We start from the raw sequence: 15226 nt of genomic DNA on the forward strand, positions 1-15226 counted from the left end.
AAACTCGGCCCTCAACCACCCGCGCGCGGTGGATGGGCCCGGCGTCGTGACCTGGGTCGACGCCGGTGCCAGCAGGACCGCGCGCTGGCGTTCGGCGAACGGCAGACCGGCGCCGGCGCGCGTCGAAGTGGTCGACGACTCCCTCACGGCCGACGAGGCGTACCGGAAGGCGTCACAGGGGATCGCGATGCTCTGGCACGGCGACTTCCACAACGCACGGCAGATCCTCAACGCCATGGACCGGCGGGTGGGGGCCGGAAAGAAGATCGCAGGAACTCCGGCCGAGAAGTTCTATCGGCACCGCCAGTCCCGCTCGCATCGTGCACGCATTCTGGGCTTGCTGCTGATTCCTCTTGATCCGGGCCCGGTGGTGCCGCTGCGCCGTGCACCGGATATCCGGGAGGCCGCCGCTGAAGCGTACGGTGAGATCGGCGAACCTTCCGTGGTGTCCCTGCATGAGCTTGTGGGGGCGATTGGCGCCCACGAGTGGCGGCGGAATGGCGTCTACGTCGATGCCCTGCAGGCCCGCATCCACCCGCACTATGGCACGTTCTTTCCCACCCGGAGTGAGTATGTGGATCTCGTGGCCGCCGCTGCGCTGCCCTCTGAGACGCTGGCGTTCGACGTCGGAACCGGCACCGGGGTGCTCGCTGCTGTCCTCGCGCGCCGTGGCGTCCACCGCGTGGTGGCGACGGACAATGAACCGCGTGCCATCGCCTGCGCGGCCGAGAATTTCCGGAACCTCGGTGTCCAGGACCGTGCCGAGGCCGTCCTGACCGACATGTTCCCGCCCGGACGGGCACCGCTCATCGTGTGCAACCCGCCCTGGATTCCGGCCACGCCGCATTCCAGCCTGGACAGCGCCGTCTATGACCCCGGCAGCAGGATGCTGTTCCGCTTCCTGAACGGACTCACCGACCATCTGGAACCGGGCGGTGAGGGCTGGCTTGTCCTCTCCGACCTGGCAGAGCACCTTGGCCTGCGGTCGCGTGGGGATCTGCTGGGCGCCATCGAGGCAGCCGGGCTGACGGTGACCGAACGGCTCGACACCAAGCCAACGCATGCGAAGGCATCGGACCGCGGCGATCCTCTGTTCGAGGCGCGAGCCGCTGAGGTCACATCCCTGTGGCGGCTTGTTCGCCGGTAGTCACAAGCTTCGATAGTCGGGAACGACGACGGCGGCACCCGCGTTGGGTGCCGCCGTCGTCTGGCGCGTCTATGAGGGTGCCGGGGAGTTAGCCCTTGACCTCGTAGGCCTTGGGCAGCTTCAGGCCGCGCTCGTCCATCAGGGTGCGCAGGCGGGTGGGGTAGTCGGTGATGATGCCGTCCACGCCCAGGTCCATCAGGCGCGCCATGTCCGCGGTGGTGTTGACCGTCCACGGGATGACGGGCAGGCCCAGGGCGTGGGCTTCGGCGATCATCTCCGGGGTGACGGAACGGAACGTGGGGGAGACGGCGTTGTACCCCTGGGCGGCTGCGGCCTTGGGAAGGGAACCGTTGTAATCGTCGATGTCGATGCCGCCGAGGTTGCGGCTGGCACCCGGCTGGCCCACGCCCATCCAGGCGTCACCGCTGGAGAGGGCAACCAGCGGCAGTTCCGGGGTGATCTTCTTGGTGAGGTTCAGTGAGAACCAGTCGAAGGACTGCACTGTGGTGCGGTCCGCCATGCCGGAGGCCTGGATCTCGGCCACCACCGCGCGGGTGAGGGACTCCATGCCGGCGCCGCCGATTTCGCTGTCATTGACCTTGGTTTCCACGTTGAAGCGGACCTTCGCGGCGTTCGTGTCGCGGGCCAGCTGGTAGACGTCCTTGAGCTCGGCGATCCGGTTGCCCTCGATGACGTCCTGCTCCGGGTAGCCGGGCAGCTGCGTGAAGCCGCAGTTGAGGGTCTTGATCTGCGCCAGCGTCAGGTCCGCCACGCGGTCTCCCACGTAAGGGAACTCGGGGTCGCCGGCCGTGGCGGGTGCGGTGTCGATGCATTTGTTCGCCTGGATGGTGTCGTCGTGCCAGACGACCACCTTGCCGTCCTCGGTCAGGTGGGTGTCCAGCTCGAGCGTGGTCACGCCGAGTTTGAGGGAGTTGGCGAAGGCTGCCAGGGACTCTTCGGTCCATTCGCCGCGGCCGCCGCGGTGGCTCTGCAGGTCGAAGGAACCGTTGCGTTCGTTGACCTTGAGATCGGAGGTGGCGGCACCGGCAGCGTTCGACGACGGCGTGCCGGCACCGTTTTCCGGGGCGGCGACGGCGGGGCTCGCCATGGAGGCGATCAGGGCGGCGGCTGCCGCGGCTGTCAGGCCCCCCCCGGGTGCGGAAGCCCCACGAATGATTTGCCACGATCTCCATAGTGAAGCGGCGTTTGCGTCTTAGGCTGAGCGATAACGCATGCACGCAACCGGAGGGACCCCCTTTGAAAGTCAGCGACGCCAGGCAGCTCATTCAGGTCAAAGCCCCCATATTGTCCAGGCGGCGCCGGGTGCTAGCCAACGCCTTCAATGTGGAGGAGTACCGGAAAGCAGCCCGGAGGGTCCTCCCGGCAGGCATCTTTGACTACCTCGACGGCGGTTCCGAGGACGAAGTGACGCTCCGCCGCAACCGTGCCGTCTTTGATTCCTGGGCGCTGATGCCCAGCTGGGGCCCGGTCTCCGGACCCGATACCAGCACCACGCTGCTCGGGAAACCCAGCGCCCTGCCCCTGACGTTGACGCCCACCGGCGCAACCCGCCTGTTCCATCCAGAGGGTGAGTCCGCCGTCGCGGCCGCCGCCGAAAACGCCCGCATCCCCTACGGCCTCGCGGGGCTCAGCACCGTGCCCATGGAAACCATTGCCAAGGACCACCCTGCACTGGACCGCTGGTTCAACTTCGGTCTCACCTCCGACGCCCAGGCCATGAAGGACAAACTGCAGCGCTGTGAAGCCGCCGGATTCACCACACTGATCATCGGCGTCGATACCCGCGCACTGGGCTCACGGGAGCGGGACCTTCACAACGGCTTCACCGCACCCCCGGCGCTGACGCTGTCCACCGTTGCGGACATCGCCCGGCGGCCTGCCTGGTGGATCAACTTCCTGAAGTCGGTCGGAATCAGTTTTCCGAACCTGGATCCCCGCAGCGCGGCGGCAACTTCGGTCATCACACCTTCAATGTGGCAGGACATCCTGGGCCACTCGGATGCAACCAGCGGGTGGCGGGAACTGGAAGCGCTGCGCCAGGCGTGGCACGGCAAAATCGTGCTCAAGGGCTGCGTCAACCCGGCCGACGTCGAACAGGCCGCCCGGATCGGCCTGGACGCCGTCCAGCTCAGCAACCACGGGGGCCGCCAGCTGGACCACATGCTCAGTCCCATGGATGTGCTCCAGGAATCCCGCCAGCGGGTGGGCGACTCGCTGGAGATCTACGTGGATTCGGGAATCCGGCGCGGCAGCGACATCCTCAAGGCGCTGGCGCTGGGAGCCGACGCCTGCTCGATCGGCAGGGCCTACCTGTACGGATTGGTGGCGGCAGGTTCACCGGGTGTCGGGCGCATCATTGCCATCTTGGCGGAGGAGCTCAGGCGTACCATGACGTTGGTAGGCGTTTCCAGCATTCCCGAGCTGAAAGCTCGGGGCGGCGAGATTCTCCGGGACATCCGTCATTGCGGTCACATCCTTGAACAACAGCATCAGGCAAGAATCTAGAGAATCTCTGAAAGCTAAGGAAACCATGCGCACCCGATACCTTCTTCCCGTCCTCACCATCACCACGGCCCTCGCCCTCTCCGGCTGCGTGGACAACAGCCAACCTGCTGCCACCGGCTCGGCGTCGGGAAGCGCCGGCGCTGCCGTCGATGTGAAAAAGAACGACGACGTCGCCGCGATGCTGCCGGCGAAAATCAAGAGCGCCGGCGTGCTGAACGTCGGCATGGCCAACAACTACCCGCCCAACGAGTTCAAGGACGACAACGGGGCGCCGGCGGGCTGGTCGGTGGACCTCACCAACGCCCTAGGCAAGGTGATGGGCCTGAAGGTCAACTTCGACATCGGCACCTTCGACAACATCCTTCCTGCCGTGCGCGGGGGCAAGGATGACATGGGAATGTCCTCGTTCACGGACACCGTGGAACGTGAAAAGCAGGTGGACTTCGTCAACTACTACTCGGCCGGCATCCAGTGGGCCACCGCCAAGGGCAAGACCGTTGACCCCAACAACGCCTGCGGGCTCAAGGTGGCCGTGCAGGCCACCACGTACGAGGACACCGATGAGGTGCCCAAGAAGTCGAAGGCCTGCACCGACGCCGGCAAGGCCGCCATCCAGATCTTCAGGTTTGACGCGCAGGACCAGGCAACAAACGCCCTGGCGGTGGGACAGGTGGACGCCATGAGCGCCGACTCGCCGGTCACCCTGTATGCGATCTCCAAGACCAAGGACAAGCTGCAGACCGCCGGTGACGCCTTCGAAGTGGCACCGTACGGTATCCCTGTTGCCAAGGGCAGCGACTTCACGCCCGCCCTGCAGAAGGCGCTGCAGACACTGATCGATGACGGTTCCTACACCAAGATTCTGTCCAAGTGGGGAGTGGAGTCCGGCGGAGTCAAGACGGCCGCCCTCAACGTGGCAGCCAAGGGGTAACAGATCATGAGCACGCCGGAATCCGACAGGGTGGTTGAGGCGGACCCCGGCAGAAGGCCGCGGACCGGTAGCGGGCGCGCCGGGGACGACGCACCGCCCGAGAAGATCGTCGCGATTCCGCTGCGCCACCCCTGGCGGATCCTGGTCGCCGTGGTCCTGTTGATCGGGTTGGCGGTGTTTGTGCTGGACGCCGCCCAGCGCCCGGACTACGGCTGGGCGGACGTGGGCAAGTTCATCTTCGACCGCCGGATCAGCCAGGCGGCGTGGGTGACCCTGTCCCTGACCGTCTACGCGATGGTTGGCGCGATCGTCATCGGCTTGGTGCTGGCCATCATGCGCCTCTCGCCCAACCCGGTGCTGAAGAACATTGCGTGGCTGTACATCTGGATCTTCCGCGGGACCCCGGTCTATGTACAGCTGGTTTTCTGGGGCCTGGTGTCCCTGATTTATCCGGTGTTCACCCTGGGTATTCCGTTCATGGAGCCGTGGGTCACCATCCCGAACGGGATCTTCACCAACCTCTTCATCACCGCCGTGATCGGGCTGGCACTGAACGAGGCCGCCTACATGTCCGAGATCGTGCGCGCCGGACTGCTGTCCGTGGACCAGGGCCAGGAGGAAGCCGCGACGGCGCTGGCACTGTCCTGGGGGCAGACCATGCGGTTTGTGGTGGTCCCGCAGGCCATGAAGATCATCATTCCGCCCACGGGCAACGAGGTGATCTCGATGCTGAAGACCACCTCGCTGGTGGCCGCCATCCCCTTGAGCATCGACCTCTACGGCGTCTCCCGCGGTATTTCCGCGGTGACGTTCACTCCGGTTCCGCTGCTGATTGTGGCATCGCTGTGGTACCTCCTTTTCACGTCCGTCCTGATGGTGGGCCAGCACTTCATTGAAAAGCGCTTCTCCCGGGGGACCGGCCGGGTGGATTCAGGCAAGGGAAGTACGACGCCGGTGCCTCCGGCGGCGGGTGCGGCACCGGCGGTGCCTGGTGAGCCCGGCATGCCCGGCGCTCCGCTCGGCAACGACTTTGGAGGAAAAGGATGACGGGCGTGCCGATGGTGCTGGCCGAGAAGGTCTCCAAGAATTTCGGCACGAACAAGGTGCTGCGCGGGATCAGCCTGGAGGTGGGCCGCGGCGAGGTGCTGTGCATGGTGGGGCCGAGCGGTTCGGGCAAGTCCACGTTCCTGCGGTGCATCAACCACCTGGAACGGGTGGACGGCGGCCGGCTTTCGATAGACGGCCAGCTGGTTGGGTACCGGCAAAAGGGAGGAAAGCTTTACGAACTGAAGCTCTCCGAAGCGGCCTTCCAACGCCGGGAGATCGGGATGGTGTTCCAGCGGTTCAACCTGTTTCCGCATCTGACCGCGGTGGAAAACATCATCCTGGCGCCCATGCGGGTGAAGGGCATTTCCAAGGCGAAAGCCACTGCGCGTGCCAATGAACTGCTGGCGCGCGTGGGGCTGGAGGATAAGGGGGATGCCTACCCGGCACACCTTTCCGGCGGGCAGCAGCAGCGCGTGGCCATCGCCCGCGCCCTGGCCATGGACCCGAAACTCATGCTCTTCGACGAGCCCACCAGCGCCCTGGACCCGGAACTGGTGGGCGAGGTACTGGACGTCATGAAGGAACTGGCCAAGACCGGCATGACCATGATCGTGGTGACCCATGAAATGGGCTTCGCCCGCGAAGTGGCGGACACCCTGGTGTTCATGGACGAGGGTGTTGCGGTGGAGGCCGGACCGCCGCGGCAGGTCCTGAGCGACCCGCAGCACGAGCGGACCAAGGCGTTCCTGTCGAAGGTCCTCTGACTCGGTCGGAACGGCAGGGCAGGGGAGCGCTACTTGGGTGCGATCCCGTACTCGGTCAGGCCGTTCCTGATCGCGAACAGCGTGGCACCCACCCGGTTGGTCGCACCGATCTTGGTGTAAATGTGCTCCACGTGGTTGCGGACGGTCTTCCGGGCAAGAAACAGACTGGCGGCGATCTGTGCCGGAGTCATTCCGCGGCACAGCATGCCGAGGATTTCCACTTCCCGCGGGGTGAGTCCACCCGCGGTGGGATGCGGACGGCGGGGCTGTTGGCCGGCGGCCACGAGCACGGCCTCCACAGCTTCGGTGCCGAGCCTCCCGGCTGACACTTCCTGCCGGAGCCTGGCAGCCGCATCAGCCGGCGTGAGCGCGGGCCGGTGCGGGCGTGGCTCGAGGGAGGCGTGGTAGGAGTCCGCAGCCGCCAGGATCCGCTGCTTGATCCCCAGCTCCGTTCCGCCAATCCCTCGGGGATAGCCGGACCCGTCGAGCCGCTCATGGTGTGAGCCGGTGAGGGCAGCCTCGCCCTTCAGTCCGGGAACGCGGTTGAGGATCCGCTCTCCCAGATACGGATGCATCCGGATCCGTTCCAGGTCCAGCCCGGAGAGGGGCTCCTTCTTATCCCACACCTGGTTGGACACCCCCAGCCGGCCAAGGTCGTGGACCCATCCTGCACGGCGGAGCTCCCTGACGTCGTCGGCGGGCAGCCCGTGCTCCTCGCCTGCGGCGGCCGCGAGAGCCGCCACTGCGCGGGAGTGTCCGGCCGTGTAGGGGGACTTGAGGTCTGCGAAGTCGCCAATCGCGCGCAGCACCGCGTCCAGTTGGCTGCCCGAGAGGGGAGCGTCTGTGGGAGCCATCTCAAGGGCCGCCTGCCAGCAGTCGACGTCGAGGAGCCCTTCGGTGAGTGACGCGGCCTGGTCGATGAACAGCCCGGCCAGTGCCGGATCGAACTGGCTGCCGCGGCGCGCCCGAACCATGGCCACCGCCCCGGCCAGGCCCTCCCGGCGCAGGAAGACCTCGGCCGTGTCCGCGAGATGCATGATCCGCATCTCCAGCGGGATGTCCAACCCTGATACGCCCTCCGGCAGGCCCTTGCCGTCCCACCGCTCGAAGGTGTGGGTGAGCAGGCCTGCCACGGCGTCGTCGAGCCCCACACTGCTGGCCAACACCCCCGCGGAGACGCAGTGCGAGGCAATCATGTTCCGCACCGCGCCGCTGCCCGTGGCCGCGAAACGCGTCCAGGAGGCAACGCGGGAGAGCGGCGGGAGGCCCGCGCCGGCATGGCTGAACATGCCCGCATACATGGGCAGGCCGTGCTGGTCGCGGTTGTAGTAGTCGGCGCGGAAGGCGATATCGTCCGAGAACAGCGCGGCCAGTTCAAAGGAATCCGCGTGGCAGCCGATCCATGCCAGCTGGTTGGCGTAGTAGATCCTGCCCCGGCCACCGGCGTCAACGCCCGCTGCGCCGGCGATCCGCAACGCCAGCAGGGACGCACGCAGCATGTGCTCCATCGGTTGCCCCAGCCCCAGGTCAATGGCGAGCGACAGCGCGGCCAAAACTTCGCTGCGGCGGGGGTCAGCCGGTGACTGCATCACACCTGCCATTCTAGGAAGCCATCAGCCAAGGCAGTAGGGATCGCGCGCGGCCGTTATGCCGCCTGGTTCTTCCCGGTCCGTACCCGGGCAGGGCCTGGTCCGGCGGCGTGCGCGGTGGACGGGAACCGGACGCCCACCCGCGCTCCGAACAGTCCGCGTTGCGGAAGCCAGAAGTCCGCGAGGTGGTCCTGGACGGGGAGTGCCCCGGGAGCTCCCGCGTCTTCACCCTGGATGGTGGCCTGGGAATCGGTCACGAGCCACAACTGCCGCGGCTGGGCCTGGAACGTCTGGCCGTTGGGCACCACGCCGGAAACCTTCATCCTGCCGGCGTTCAGCAGCGGGCCGGCAAATGCTCCCATGGCGCGGAGCACCAGCTCGTTTCGCCAGAGGCGTTCCGGCATCCGCACGGCCATGGCCGTCAGCGCGGTGGTGGCTGCGGACGTGCCAAGCTGCAGGCGCCAGTCAACGGCGCCTGGAACCGTGATCCGGGCGGTGAACGGCCCGCTCCACTGGATGTCGACGTCGGTCTCCACCGTGTGGTGGATGGCCGTCCCGAAGTAGCGGGCGCAGCTGAACTCGGGCGCGGCGTTGGCGTAGATGGTCCACTCGCCGCCGGGCGTGCGGTGCCAGACGGAGCGGTAGCCGGGGCCAATGGAGCTCACCGGGAAATCCCGGAAGGCCAGGTAGTGGCCGCTGCTAAAAGGTAGCCCCAGGACGGCGTAGCCGGCGAAATGCTCGGCGGCGTCTTCCGGAAGTTCGGCAACTTTCGGTGTTGCCTCTGCTGATGTCTGCGGCTGGTAGCTGGTCATGGCCGCCTCCTTTTCTCTATGACCCGAGCCTATGACCGGGCCGCAGCAGGGGCATGGGGCAACTGCCCCATTTTGTCCCGCCTTGCACGCGGGTGCCGGATGCACGCTATTCTGGGCGCCGATCCCCGCGCCGCACGTGGCGGTGGTGCAGTTCGTAGCTGTCGAACACATCGGCGGATGTGGTGCCCGTGTGGCCGAATTTGCCGCGCAGGACCTCCGCGAGTCCATCGAGAGCCGCGTGGAGCATCCGTCCGGCGAACTGGAGTTCAGCGTTCTCGCTGTGTTGCGCCTGGGATGCCAACTGCTGGGCGTAGGCCACCGTGGCCGGCAGGGAACCGCGCTGCTCGATTTCACGGAAGTAGTAGGTTTCGTGGAACGCAAGGAGGTCTATGCTCACCGAAGCCACGTTTCCGGCAATTGACTCCAACAGTCCGGCCGCGTGACCCGGGTCCAGAGCCAGGAGACCGGCCGGACCTGCAGCTTCCCTGAACAGGTTCAGCTGGTGGGCAACGGCCCGGCGACGGTTGAGGGCCGGGAACGTCTGCAGGATCCAGGTGACCGTTGCTGTCAGCAACCCGAATCCGGTGACGGCCTGGAGGGCAACAACCAGTCTGAGCACAGGGTGCGCTGCCACGATATCGCCGAACCCCACCGTGGAAAGCGTGACCATGGAGATGTAGAGGGCTTCGGCGAAGTCGGCCCGCAGCGGAACCCCGGCGCCGTAAACAAAACCGTCCGTCAAATGGGGCAGGTAGAGCAGGGCCCAGCCGATGGCCGCCAAGCTTGCCCAGGCGCCGATGACAGCGGCCATCGCCAAGGGCGCTGCGATGAAGGTGCCCCGGCCCCGCAGTTTCCGCGACGCCAGCCAGAATCCGCGCATGATCGCCCGGCCCAGGGGACCGGAACCGTGCGGGTAAAGGAGCGTACGAAAAACGTCCACGAGCATCAGCAGCACCAACCCGGCGCCCAAGACCGTCCAGAGCGTGTCCTCGAAGTCCATGCCTCATCTTAGAAGCGGTACGACATGGAACGTCCACGGGATAGAGACTCCGCCGAACCGATCACCGGAAGTTTCCACCCGGCGTCGTACGTGGCGTCCACCAGCTGCACGCGGTCCCGCCCAGGGCCGCACGAAGAAGCCAGTGAGCGCTGTTTGCCGCCGTCAGCCGGTTACTGTGTCCGCATGCCGGTGCGCGACCTTCCATGCACCGTCCTCGCGTCGATACATTTGCGTCGCCCGGAGCACGTAGCTGCGAGGATGGCCGTCCACTGAGGCTGAGGTGTGTTCCAGCCCCGCTGTGAATGCCATATCCCCCACGACGTCGTAGGTGAGCAACTCGAACCTGTACGAGGTGCAGTCGGAGAACTGTTTGGCAAGGCCGGTGAACAGGTCGTCCAGTTCCTGCTGTCCGATGGCATTGCGCCATGCGCCCAGGACACTGACGGGTTCATTGCGGGACCAGAGTGCCCTGCGCGGGGCCGCATCACCGTTGTGGAGAGCCAGTTCCGCATTGTGCAGGTCTGTCCTCACCCAGGCCAGGAAATCGGTACGATCGCTCATGCCACCAGTATGAGCCAAGTACCGCTGCCACAGCGAGGTCGCGGGCCTTCCTGCTCCTAGCCGTTGTCCGCGCGGCCTCCGGTGTCCTCCCAGATGACATCCAGCTTGCGGAAGATCACCGGTCCATCGCATAGTTCCGCCATCTTGGCGGCGGCCTAGGTTCCACCGCTCCGCGGGGGGATTGAACCACCGTGCGGGCATTAAAGGAGGCCGACGGCGACACTTGGGTGTCGCCGTCGGCCTCCTTTTGCGTGCCTTCCGCAGCGAAACAAGGGGAACAAGTCCTGTTGCCGAGCAGTCGCCTGGAAGCACATACTGCCGGTAACCACTTCTCGAGGATCGGTAGATAGGCCGGCCATGGATGCTGACGTCTTGAAGGCAATTGAGGCGTCCCACCTTCACCAGGTGGCGCTCGATAGTCTGCACAAGCTGCTCGCAGGCGCCCAGCGCGTCGACGTGCCTGCCCGAACAGTCACACACCAGGAGGGCGACCCGAAACCCCACCTCGAACTGATCATTTCCGGTGTTGTCAAGGTCTTTGTCAGGTCACAGGACGGACGCACCATGACCATCCGCTACTGCCGGTCAGGGTCGCTCCTCGGGGCAGTGTCACTGTATGCCGCCGATTTCTCCCTCCCAGCTTCCCTCCAGACACTGACATCAACGACGTTGCTGCGCCTGTCGCCCGAACGAGTACGACGAATGGTTGATGAGGATCCGAAAGTTGCCTTGGCGGTGCTTGAGGAACTCAGCGAACGGGTCCTCACATTCATCTACGAGATTCCCGACGGTGCCTTCGCGAGCGTTCGGCAACGGATGGCCCGGCATTTGCTCGACCTTGCTTCCGACTGGACGCCTGAACAAGTGCGGCTGGGCCCGGCTGATGAAACTGAGCTCGTTGTCAGGGCATCGCAGAGCGAACTTGCGGAAGCCGTGGGAACGGCCCGGGAAGTTGTGGTGAGGATCTTGCGTGAGCTTCGGCATGAAGGCATTGTGCGTACAGACCGGACCGGCATCCTCATTTTGGACCCCGCGCGGCTGGTTCAGGAGATGCGGTGGAACAAAGGTTCCTGACGCGCCAACATCTTCCGGAACACACTGGAGTATCCAGAAGATCGGGTAAGGCAGGTGGTCGTGGTGATTGATTGTGTGGTGGTAGGAGCCGGCCCTGCCGGGCTCGTCGCCAGTTCTTCGCTGGCGGGACTCGGCATCGAGCACGTTGTGTTAGAGCGGTCGCGGCCAGGCCAAACGTGGCGGACCCAGCGCTGGGATTCTCTGCACGTCAACAACCCCGGCTTCATGAACACGATGTTAGGTGACCAGGATCCAGACACGTATTTGACCCACCGGGAAGTGGTGCAGCGTCTCGAAACGCTGGCTTCGAGAGCGCCGGTGCGCACTGGCACCGACGTGTTGGGGCTGGCGCGGCTCAAGGGCCAATGGCTTCTGCATACCAGTGACGGCCCGCTTCAAGCCCGCACCGTTGTGGTGGCAAGCGGCGGCGAAAACGTAGCGCGGGTACCCGCCATGGCCGCCCGACTGCCGGACCGAATTGTTCAACGCCACGCCGCAACATACAGGAATCCCAGCGATCTGCCGGCAGGGGCGGTCCTGGTCGTGGGCAGCGCACAGTCTGGCACGCAGATCACCGAAGATTTGTTGGCGGCAGGCCGGCATGTTTGGCTGGCAACATGCCCGGTCGGGCGCGCATCGGCAAAGTATCGCGGGAGAGATACGGTCAGATGGTTGGATGAGGCAGGTTTCTTTGAGCACCGCCCTGAGGACCTGCCAGACCCCCGAGCGGTCCGGGCAGTGCCGGCCTTGTTGGCACCCGGCGGGCACAACATGAGCCTGCAATTGCTGTCCAAGGCTGGAGCAGGTCTCGCCGGCCGTCTCGTAGCAGTCGAGGGCGAGACCCTGGTTTTCGACGACAGCACCGCAGTCAATATTGCCTACGCAGATCGCTCGGCGGCGACCATTCGAGGCCTCATAGATGCTCACATTCAAGCTCACGGGCTTGACGCGCCAGCGGCCGGACCAGACCCGGCCGCGCCACCGGTCGAGCTGGATCCGCCCCGAGAACTTCGGCTCCGGAGCGCAGGGATCGGCAGTGTTATTTGGTGCACGGGCTATACCGGCGCATTCCAGTGGCTTGGGAAGGACCTGACGGATCCCGCAGGGGCACCATTGCGCCAGGGGCCCGCTTCGCCGGCTCCCGGTGTCTGGTTCATCGGATTGCGGTGGCTTATACGCCGCACTTCGGGGAACTTCATAGGTTTTCCGAAAGATGCCGAAGTGATCGCCAACCATGTACGTCACTATTTGGAGGACACGTCGCAACGGCTCCGGGCCAGTCAGAGTAGATCGCGGCGAGGTTCCACCGCCGCCAGGTGACCGGACCCGTTCGTCTTGCGTTCGTCCTGCGGCCATCTGCAATGCATACGTTGAGGGTGACTATGTGCTGCCTTCACGCAAGACCAGGTGCTTGGGTCCGGTGTGTTCTGGCCGACCCAGGCGGGCCCGCTCTCTCGGCTGACCGGCGTCTATCCGTTCCCAAGCAGCGACCCCCGTCTCGTGTGGGTGGACCTGCAGGTATGCGGCTAACAAGCCGCCGCGGAAATGAGAGTCTCCAACGACTTTAGTAATTAATTCAAAAGCCATTGACGGCCTGCTCGGCTGCGAGGATGATATTGAATCGTAGGCAGTGGCGGCCGGAAAGGCAAGACGCCCTGCCGGTGACATCCAAAAGGGATTGGTTATGATCCGAAATCAATTTCAGGAATGGCCTGCGCGATCACGCCACTGGCAGGATCGGCGGATAATTCCTTTTTGGATAAGTAACGGGGAAAGTATCGGGCTGGGCGATGCGGTTAAAGACCTGACAACCTTTGCCGGAATCCCGCTGTGCGGCCGCTGTGAACAGCGCGCAGCTTTCCTCAACAGGCTTTTGCGCCTACCGCGGTTCCGTAAGCGGAACCGCTCCTAGTATCGATTTGCCCCGGCGTCATGCCGGGATGCCGGCCTGCCCGCGCTGCGGCCGGCGGAGTGTCAGGAGGCGGCCATGCCGCAGCAAGTAGTGGTAACGGAAACTTATTGGTGTCCCGGGGCGTGGCCTTGGGAGTGGTTCGATACGTGCACGCGCAAGGTGACCAAGTGGTGCTACGACTTCAGTTGGGTTGAGGAGACGGGCTACGGGCTGGCCAGCCATCTGAAAGGGTGCGAAAACGGAATTCTGTACACTTGGTGGGCCTTTTCCTTCAACATCTGGGGCAGTACCCAGTACGGACCGGGAAGAATGTGTTTTACCAGCAAATTGACCTCATCGGGCCGCTGCGCCGCTTCGGCTGTTTCGGGCCTGACTGTCACGGCTGAAGCGCCGCGGATTCAATCCATGGCCCGCCGCCAAATCCGCGGTCCGGTGCACCGGCCCCTACCGGGTGAAGAAGAACAGCCCATGCTTGATGACGATAGCGCGAAGTAATTCCATGCGCGCCACACTGAATTTGGAAACGGTGCTGCAAAATGTCCATTGCCATGACGAAGGCGATGGGTGGGGAAATGCGGAGCCGTATATCTGGACCGTGTTCTTCAAAGTGGATGGCGACAACTTCGCCGTCGAGGCAGGACCCGGGCTGATCGGCTCGCCCACCATCGTTTCCAGCAACGGAAGCCACGGAAACCTGGGCAACACGGACGTGGACGCTGGGGACGATGTGCCGGTGCCGGACGCCGTCGGACTGTGGTCCACCAAGCTGAAACCGATTCCGGTCAACGATGCCGGGCTGCGTGCGCTGCTCGGCGCGGACGATCTCCCCGCTATCACCGGCGTGGTGGTGTCCCTGATGGAGGAGGACGGTTGGCCAGACTCCCTGGCCAACACGGGCTACTCGGCTTTTGTGGATGCTGTCCAGCTGGCCGTGGTCAAGGTGGCCGCAAGTTTCCAGCATGCGCTGGCGGCTCCTACGCCGCAGGAGATTAAGGACCAGATCGAGGTGGTGAAGTCCTCTGCCGCCACGTCGGTCAAGGCGGCGGTCAAGAACGCCATGTCCGGGTGGCAGCTGATCTGGTACGGGACCTTCGGGAACAACGACGACGGGATCGGCACCGAAGCGTTCACCACCACTACCGACGAGCTGGTGGCCACGCCGGCCATCGCGATCAACCGGCGGTGGTCAGGGGACGAATCCGGGGACGGGGACTGGGAGATCAGTGGGGTGTTCCGCGGCTTCCCGCAGCTGGACTGCCACCTTGAGAGGCTGTTCTCGTCCAGCGCAGGCAGAGAGGCCCGGCAGGAGGAGTCCCGTGCCAAGAGCTTCGACTCTATGCGGGAATTCCGGGACGGAGCGTTCCGTGAGTCTCCGGGCTTGGGGGCGTGGTGGGCGGAGTTCGCCGCGGCCAGCCCGGCACTGGCCATGCTCGCGGAGCAGCGCCCGGACGTGCAGGAGGCGCTGAACGGGCTGGTGCACGACGCCGGCACCTGGCTGGGGGACGGGGCGGAACGTATCAGCGGGCAGTCTTTGGAACGCCTGAACACCGTCCTGGATGCCCTGGCCGCGGACGCGCCCGGCCACAGGACCCGCGTGCTCCGGCAGGCCAAGCGCCTGGTGAAGCGGTTGGACGGGGCCAGCTTTGAGGATGCCCTGCGGTTCGCCGCGGAGATGAAACCGGTGGGCCGGACACCGCGCAGGGACGCTGCCCAACCGCCGGGGCCACGTGTCTAGGGTTCAGCGATCATCGCATCAAGGCCGGACCAGCCCTCGGTGAAGGCACCGGCAAATGGCCGGGCAATCGGCACCCATGAGGATGGCAGGTACGATCGAACGGTTGCCGAGGGGGTCGGCGGCATTCA

At 65.2% G+C, this 15226-nt stretch carries 14 protein-coding genes; 9 read left to right on the plus strand and 5 right to left on the minus strand.

What is annotated here, in order from left to right; genetic code table 11:
• The first annotated feature begins 46 nt into the window (after window positions 1-46).
• Window positions 47-1147, plus strand: a complete 1101-nt coding sequence (locus AB4Y73_RS15275; protein WP_441872776.1) for a methyltransferase — start codon at window positions 47-49, stop codon at window positions 1145-1147.
• An 88-nt stretch (window positions 1148-1235) separates the two neighbouring features.
• On the opposite strand, the gene AB4Y73_RS15280 is transcribed toward AB4Y73_RS15275, so the two are convergent.
• A complete protein-coding gene (locus AB4Y73_RS15280; protein ID WP_441872729.1) occupies window positions 1236-2255 on the minus strand; it encodes a glycerophosphodiester phosphodiesterase family protein in 1020 nt (339 codons plus the stop codon).
• Between the two features lie 149 nt (window positions 2256-2404).
• Here AB4Y73_RS15280 and AB4Y73_RS15285 point away from each other — a divergent pair, with 149 nt between their 5' ends.
• Genes AB4Y73_RS15285 through AB4Y73_RS15300 form a run of 4 tightly spaced genes read left to right on the plus strand, consistent with a single transcriptional unit; the run spans window position 2405 to window position 6415 of the window.
• Window positions 2405-3673, plus strand: coding sequence for an alpha-hydroxy acid oxidase (locus AB4Y73_RS15285; RefSeq protein ID WP_441872730.1), 1269 nt, complete (start codon window positions 2405-2407; stop codon window positions 3671-3673).
• Window positions 3674-3698: 25 nt separating this feature from the next.
• Complete coding sequence (locus AB4Y73_RS15290; protein WP_441872731.1) at window positions 3699-4604, plus strand: ABC transporter substrate-binding protein; 906 nt, start codon at window positions 3699-3701, stop codon at window positions 4602-4604.
• 6 nt (window positions 4605-4610) lie between these two features.
• On the plus strand, window positions 4611-5651 hold the full coding sequence (locus AB4Y73_RS15295) for an amino acid ABC transporter permease (protein ID WP_441872732.1): 1041 nt from the start codon (window positions 4611-4613) through the stop codon (window positions 5649-5651).
• Window positions 5648-6415 (plus strand): amino acid ABC transporter ATP-binding protein, encoded by a 768-nt coding sequence (locus AB4Y73_RS15300; protein WP_441872733.1) that lies wholly within the window; start codon window positions 5648-5650, stop codon window positions 6413-6415. The genes AB4Y73_RS15295 and AB4Y73_RS15300 overlap by 4 nt, the downstream gene beginning before the upstream one ends.
• 29 nt (window positions 6416-6444) lie before the next feature.
• On the opposite strand, the gene AB4Y73_RS15305 is transcribed toward AB4Y73_RS15300, so the two are convergent.
• The 4 genes from AB4Y73_RS15305 to AB4Y73_RS15320 form a co-directional block, all read right to left on the minus strand.
• A complete protein-coding gene (locus tag AB4Y73_RS15305) occupies window positions 6445-8004 on the minus strand; it encodes an HD domain-containing phosphohydrolase (protein ID WP_441872777.1) in 1560 nt (519 codons plus the stop codon).
• Window positions 8005-8060: 56 nt separating this feature from the next.
• The gene (locus tag AB4Y73_RS15310; protein WP_441872735.1) at window positions 8061-8816 is read right to left on the minus strand and encodes a hypothetical protein; all 756 of its coding nucleotides are present in this window, start codon (window positions 8814-8816) and stop codon (window positions 8061-8063) included.
• A 106-nt stretch (window positions 8817-8922) separates the two neighbouring features.
• Complete coding sequence (locus tag AB4Y73_RS15315; RefSeq protein ID WP_441872736.1) at window positions 8923-9816, minus strand: potassium channel family protein; 894 nt, start codon at window positions 9814-9816, stop codon at window positions 8923-8925.
• Between the two features lie 162 nt (window positions 9817-9978).
• On the minus strand, window positions 9979-10377 hold the full coding sequence (locus tag AB4Y73_RS15320; RefSeq protein WP_441872737.1) for a nuclear transport factor 2 family protein: 399 nt from the start codon (window positions 10375-10377) through the stop codon (window positions 9979-9981).
• Between the two features lie 357 nt (window positions 10378-10734).
• Between AB4Y73_RS15320 and AB4Y73_RS15325 the strand changes: the two genes are divergently transcribed.
• From AB4Y73_RS15325 to AB4Y73_RS15340, 4 genes are all read left to right on the plus strand, one after another.
• A complete protein-coding gene (locus AB4Y73_RS15325) occupies window positions 10735-11451 on the plus strand; it encodes a Crp/Fnr family transcriptional regulator (RefSeq protein ID WP_441872738.1) in 717 nt (238 codons plus the stop codon).
• A gap of 54 nt (window positions 11452-11505) precedes the next feature.
• Window positions 11506-12771 carry an NAD(P)-binding domain-containing protein gene (locus tag AB4Y73_RS15330; RefSeq protein WP_441872739.1) on the plus strand — a complete coding sequence of 422 codons (1266 nt, stop codon included), beginning with the start codon at window positions 11506-11508 and terminating at the stop codon, window positions 12769-12771.
• 667 nt (window positions 12772-13438) lie between these two features.
• Window positions 13439-13858, plus strand: coding sequence for a hypothetical protein (locus AB4Y73_RS15335; protein ID WP_441872740.1), 420 nt, complete (start codon window positions 13439-13441; stop codon window positions 13856-13858).
• A 4-nt stretch (window positions 13859-13862) separates the two neighbouring features.
• Window positions 13863-15098, plus strand: coding sequence for a hypothetical protein (locus AB4Y73_RS15340; protein WP_441872741.1), 1236 nt, complete (start codon window positions 13863-13865; stop codon window positions 15096-15098).
• The last annotated feature ends 128 nt before the right edge of the window (window positions 15099-15226 follow it).

This window comes from Pseudarthrobacter sp. TAF60_1, from assembly GCF_052113505.1.
In the GTDB taxonomy this organism is placed as follows: domain Bacteria; phylum Actinomycetota; class Actinomycetes; order Actinomycetales; family Micrococcaceae; genus Arthrobacter.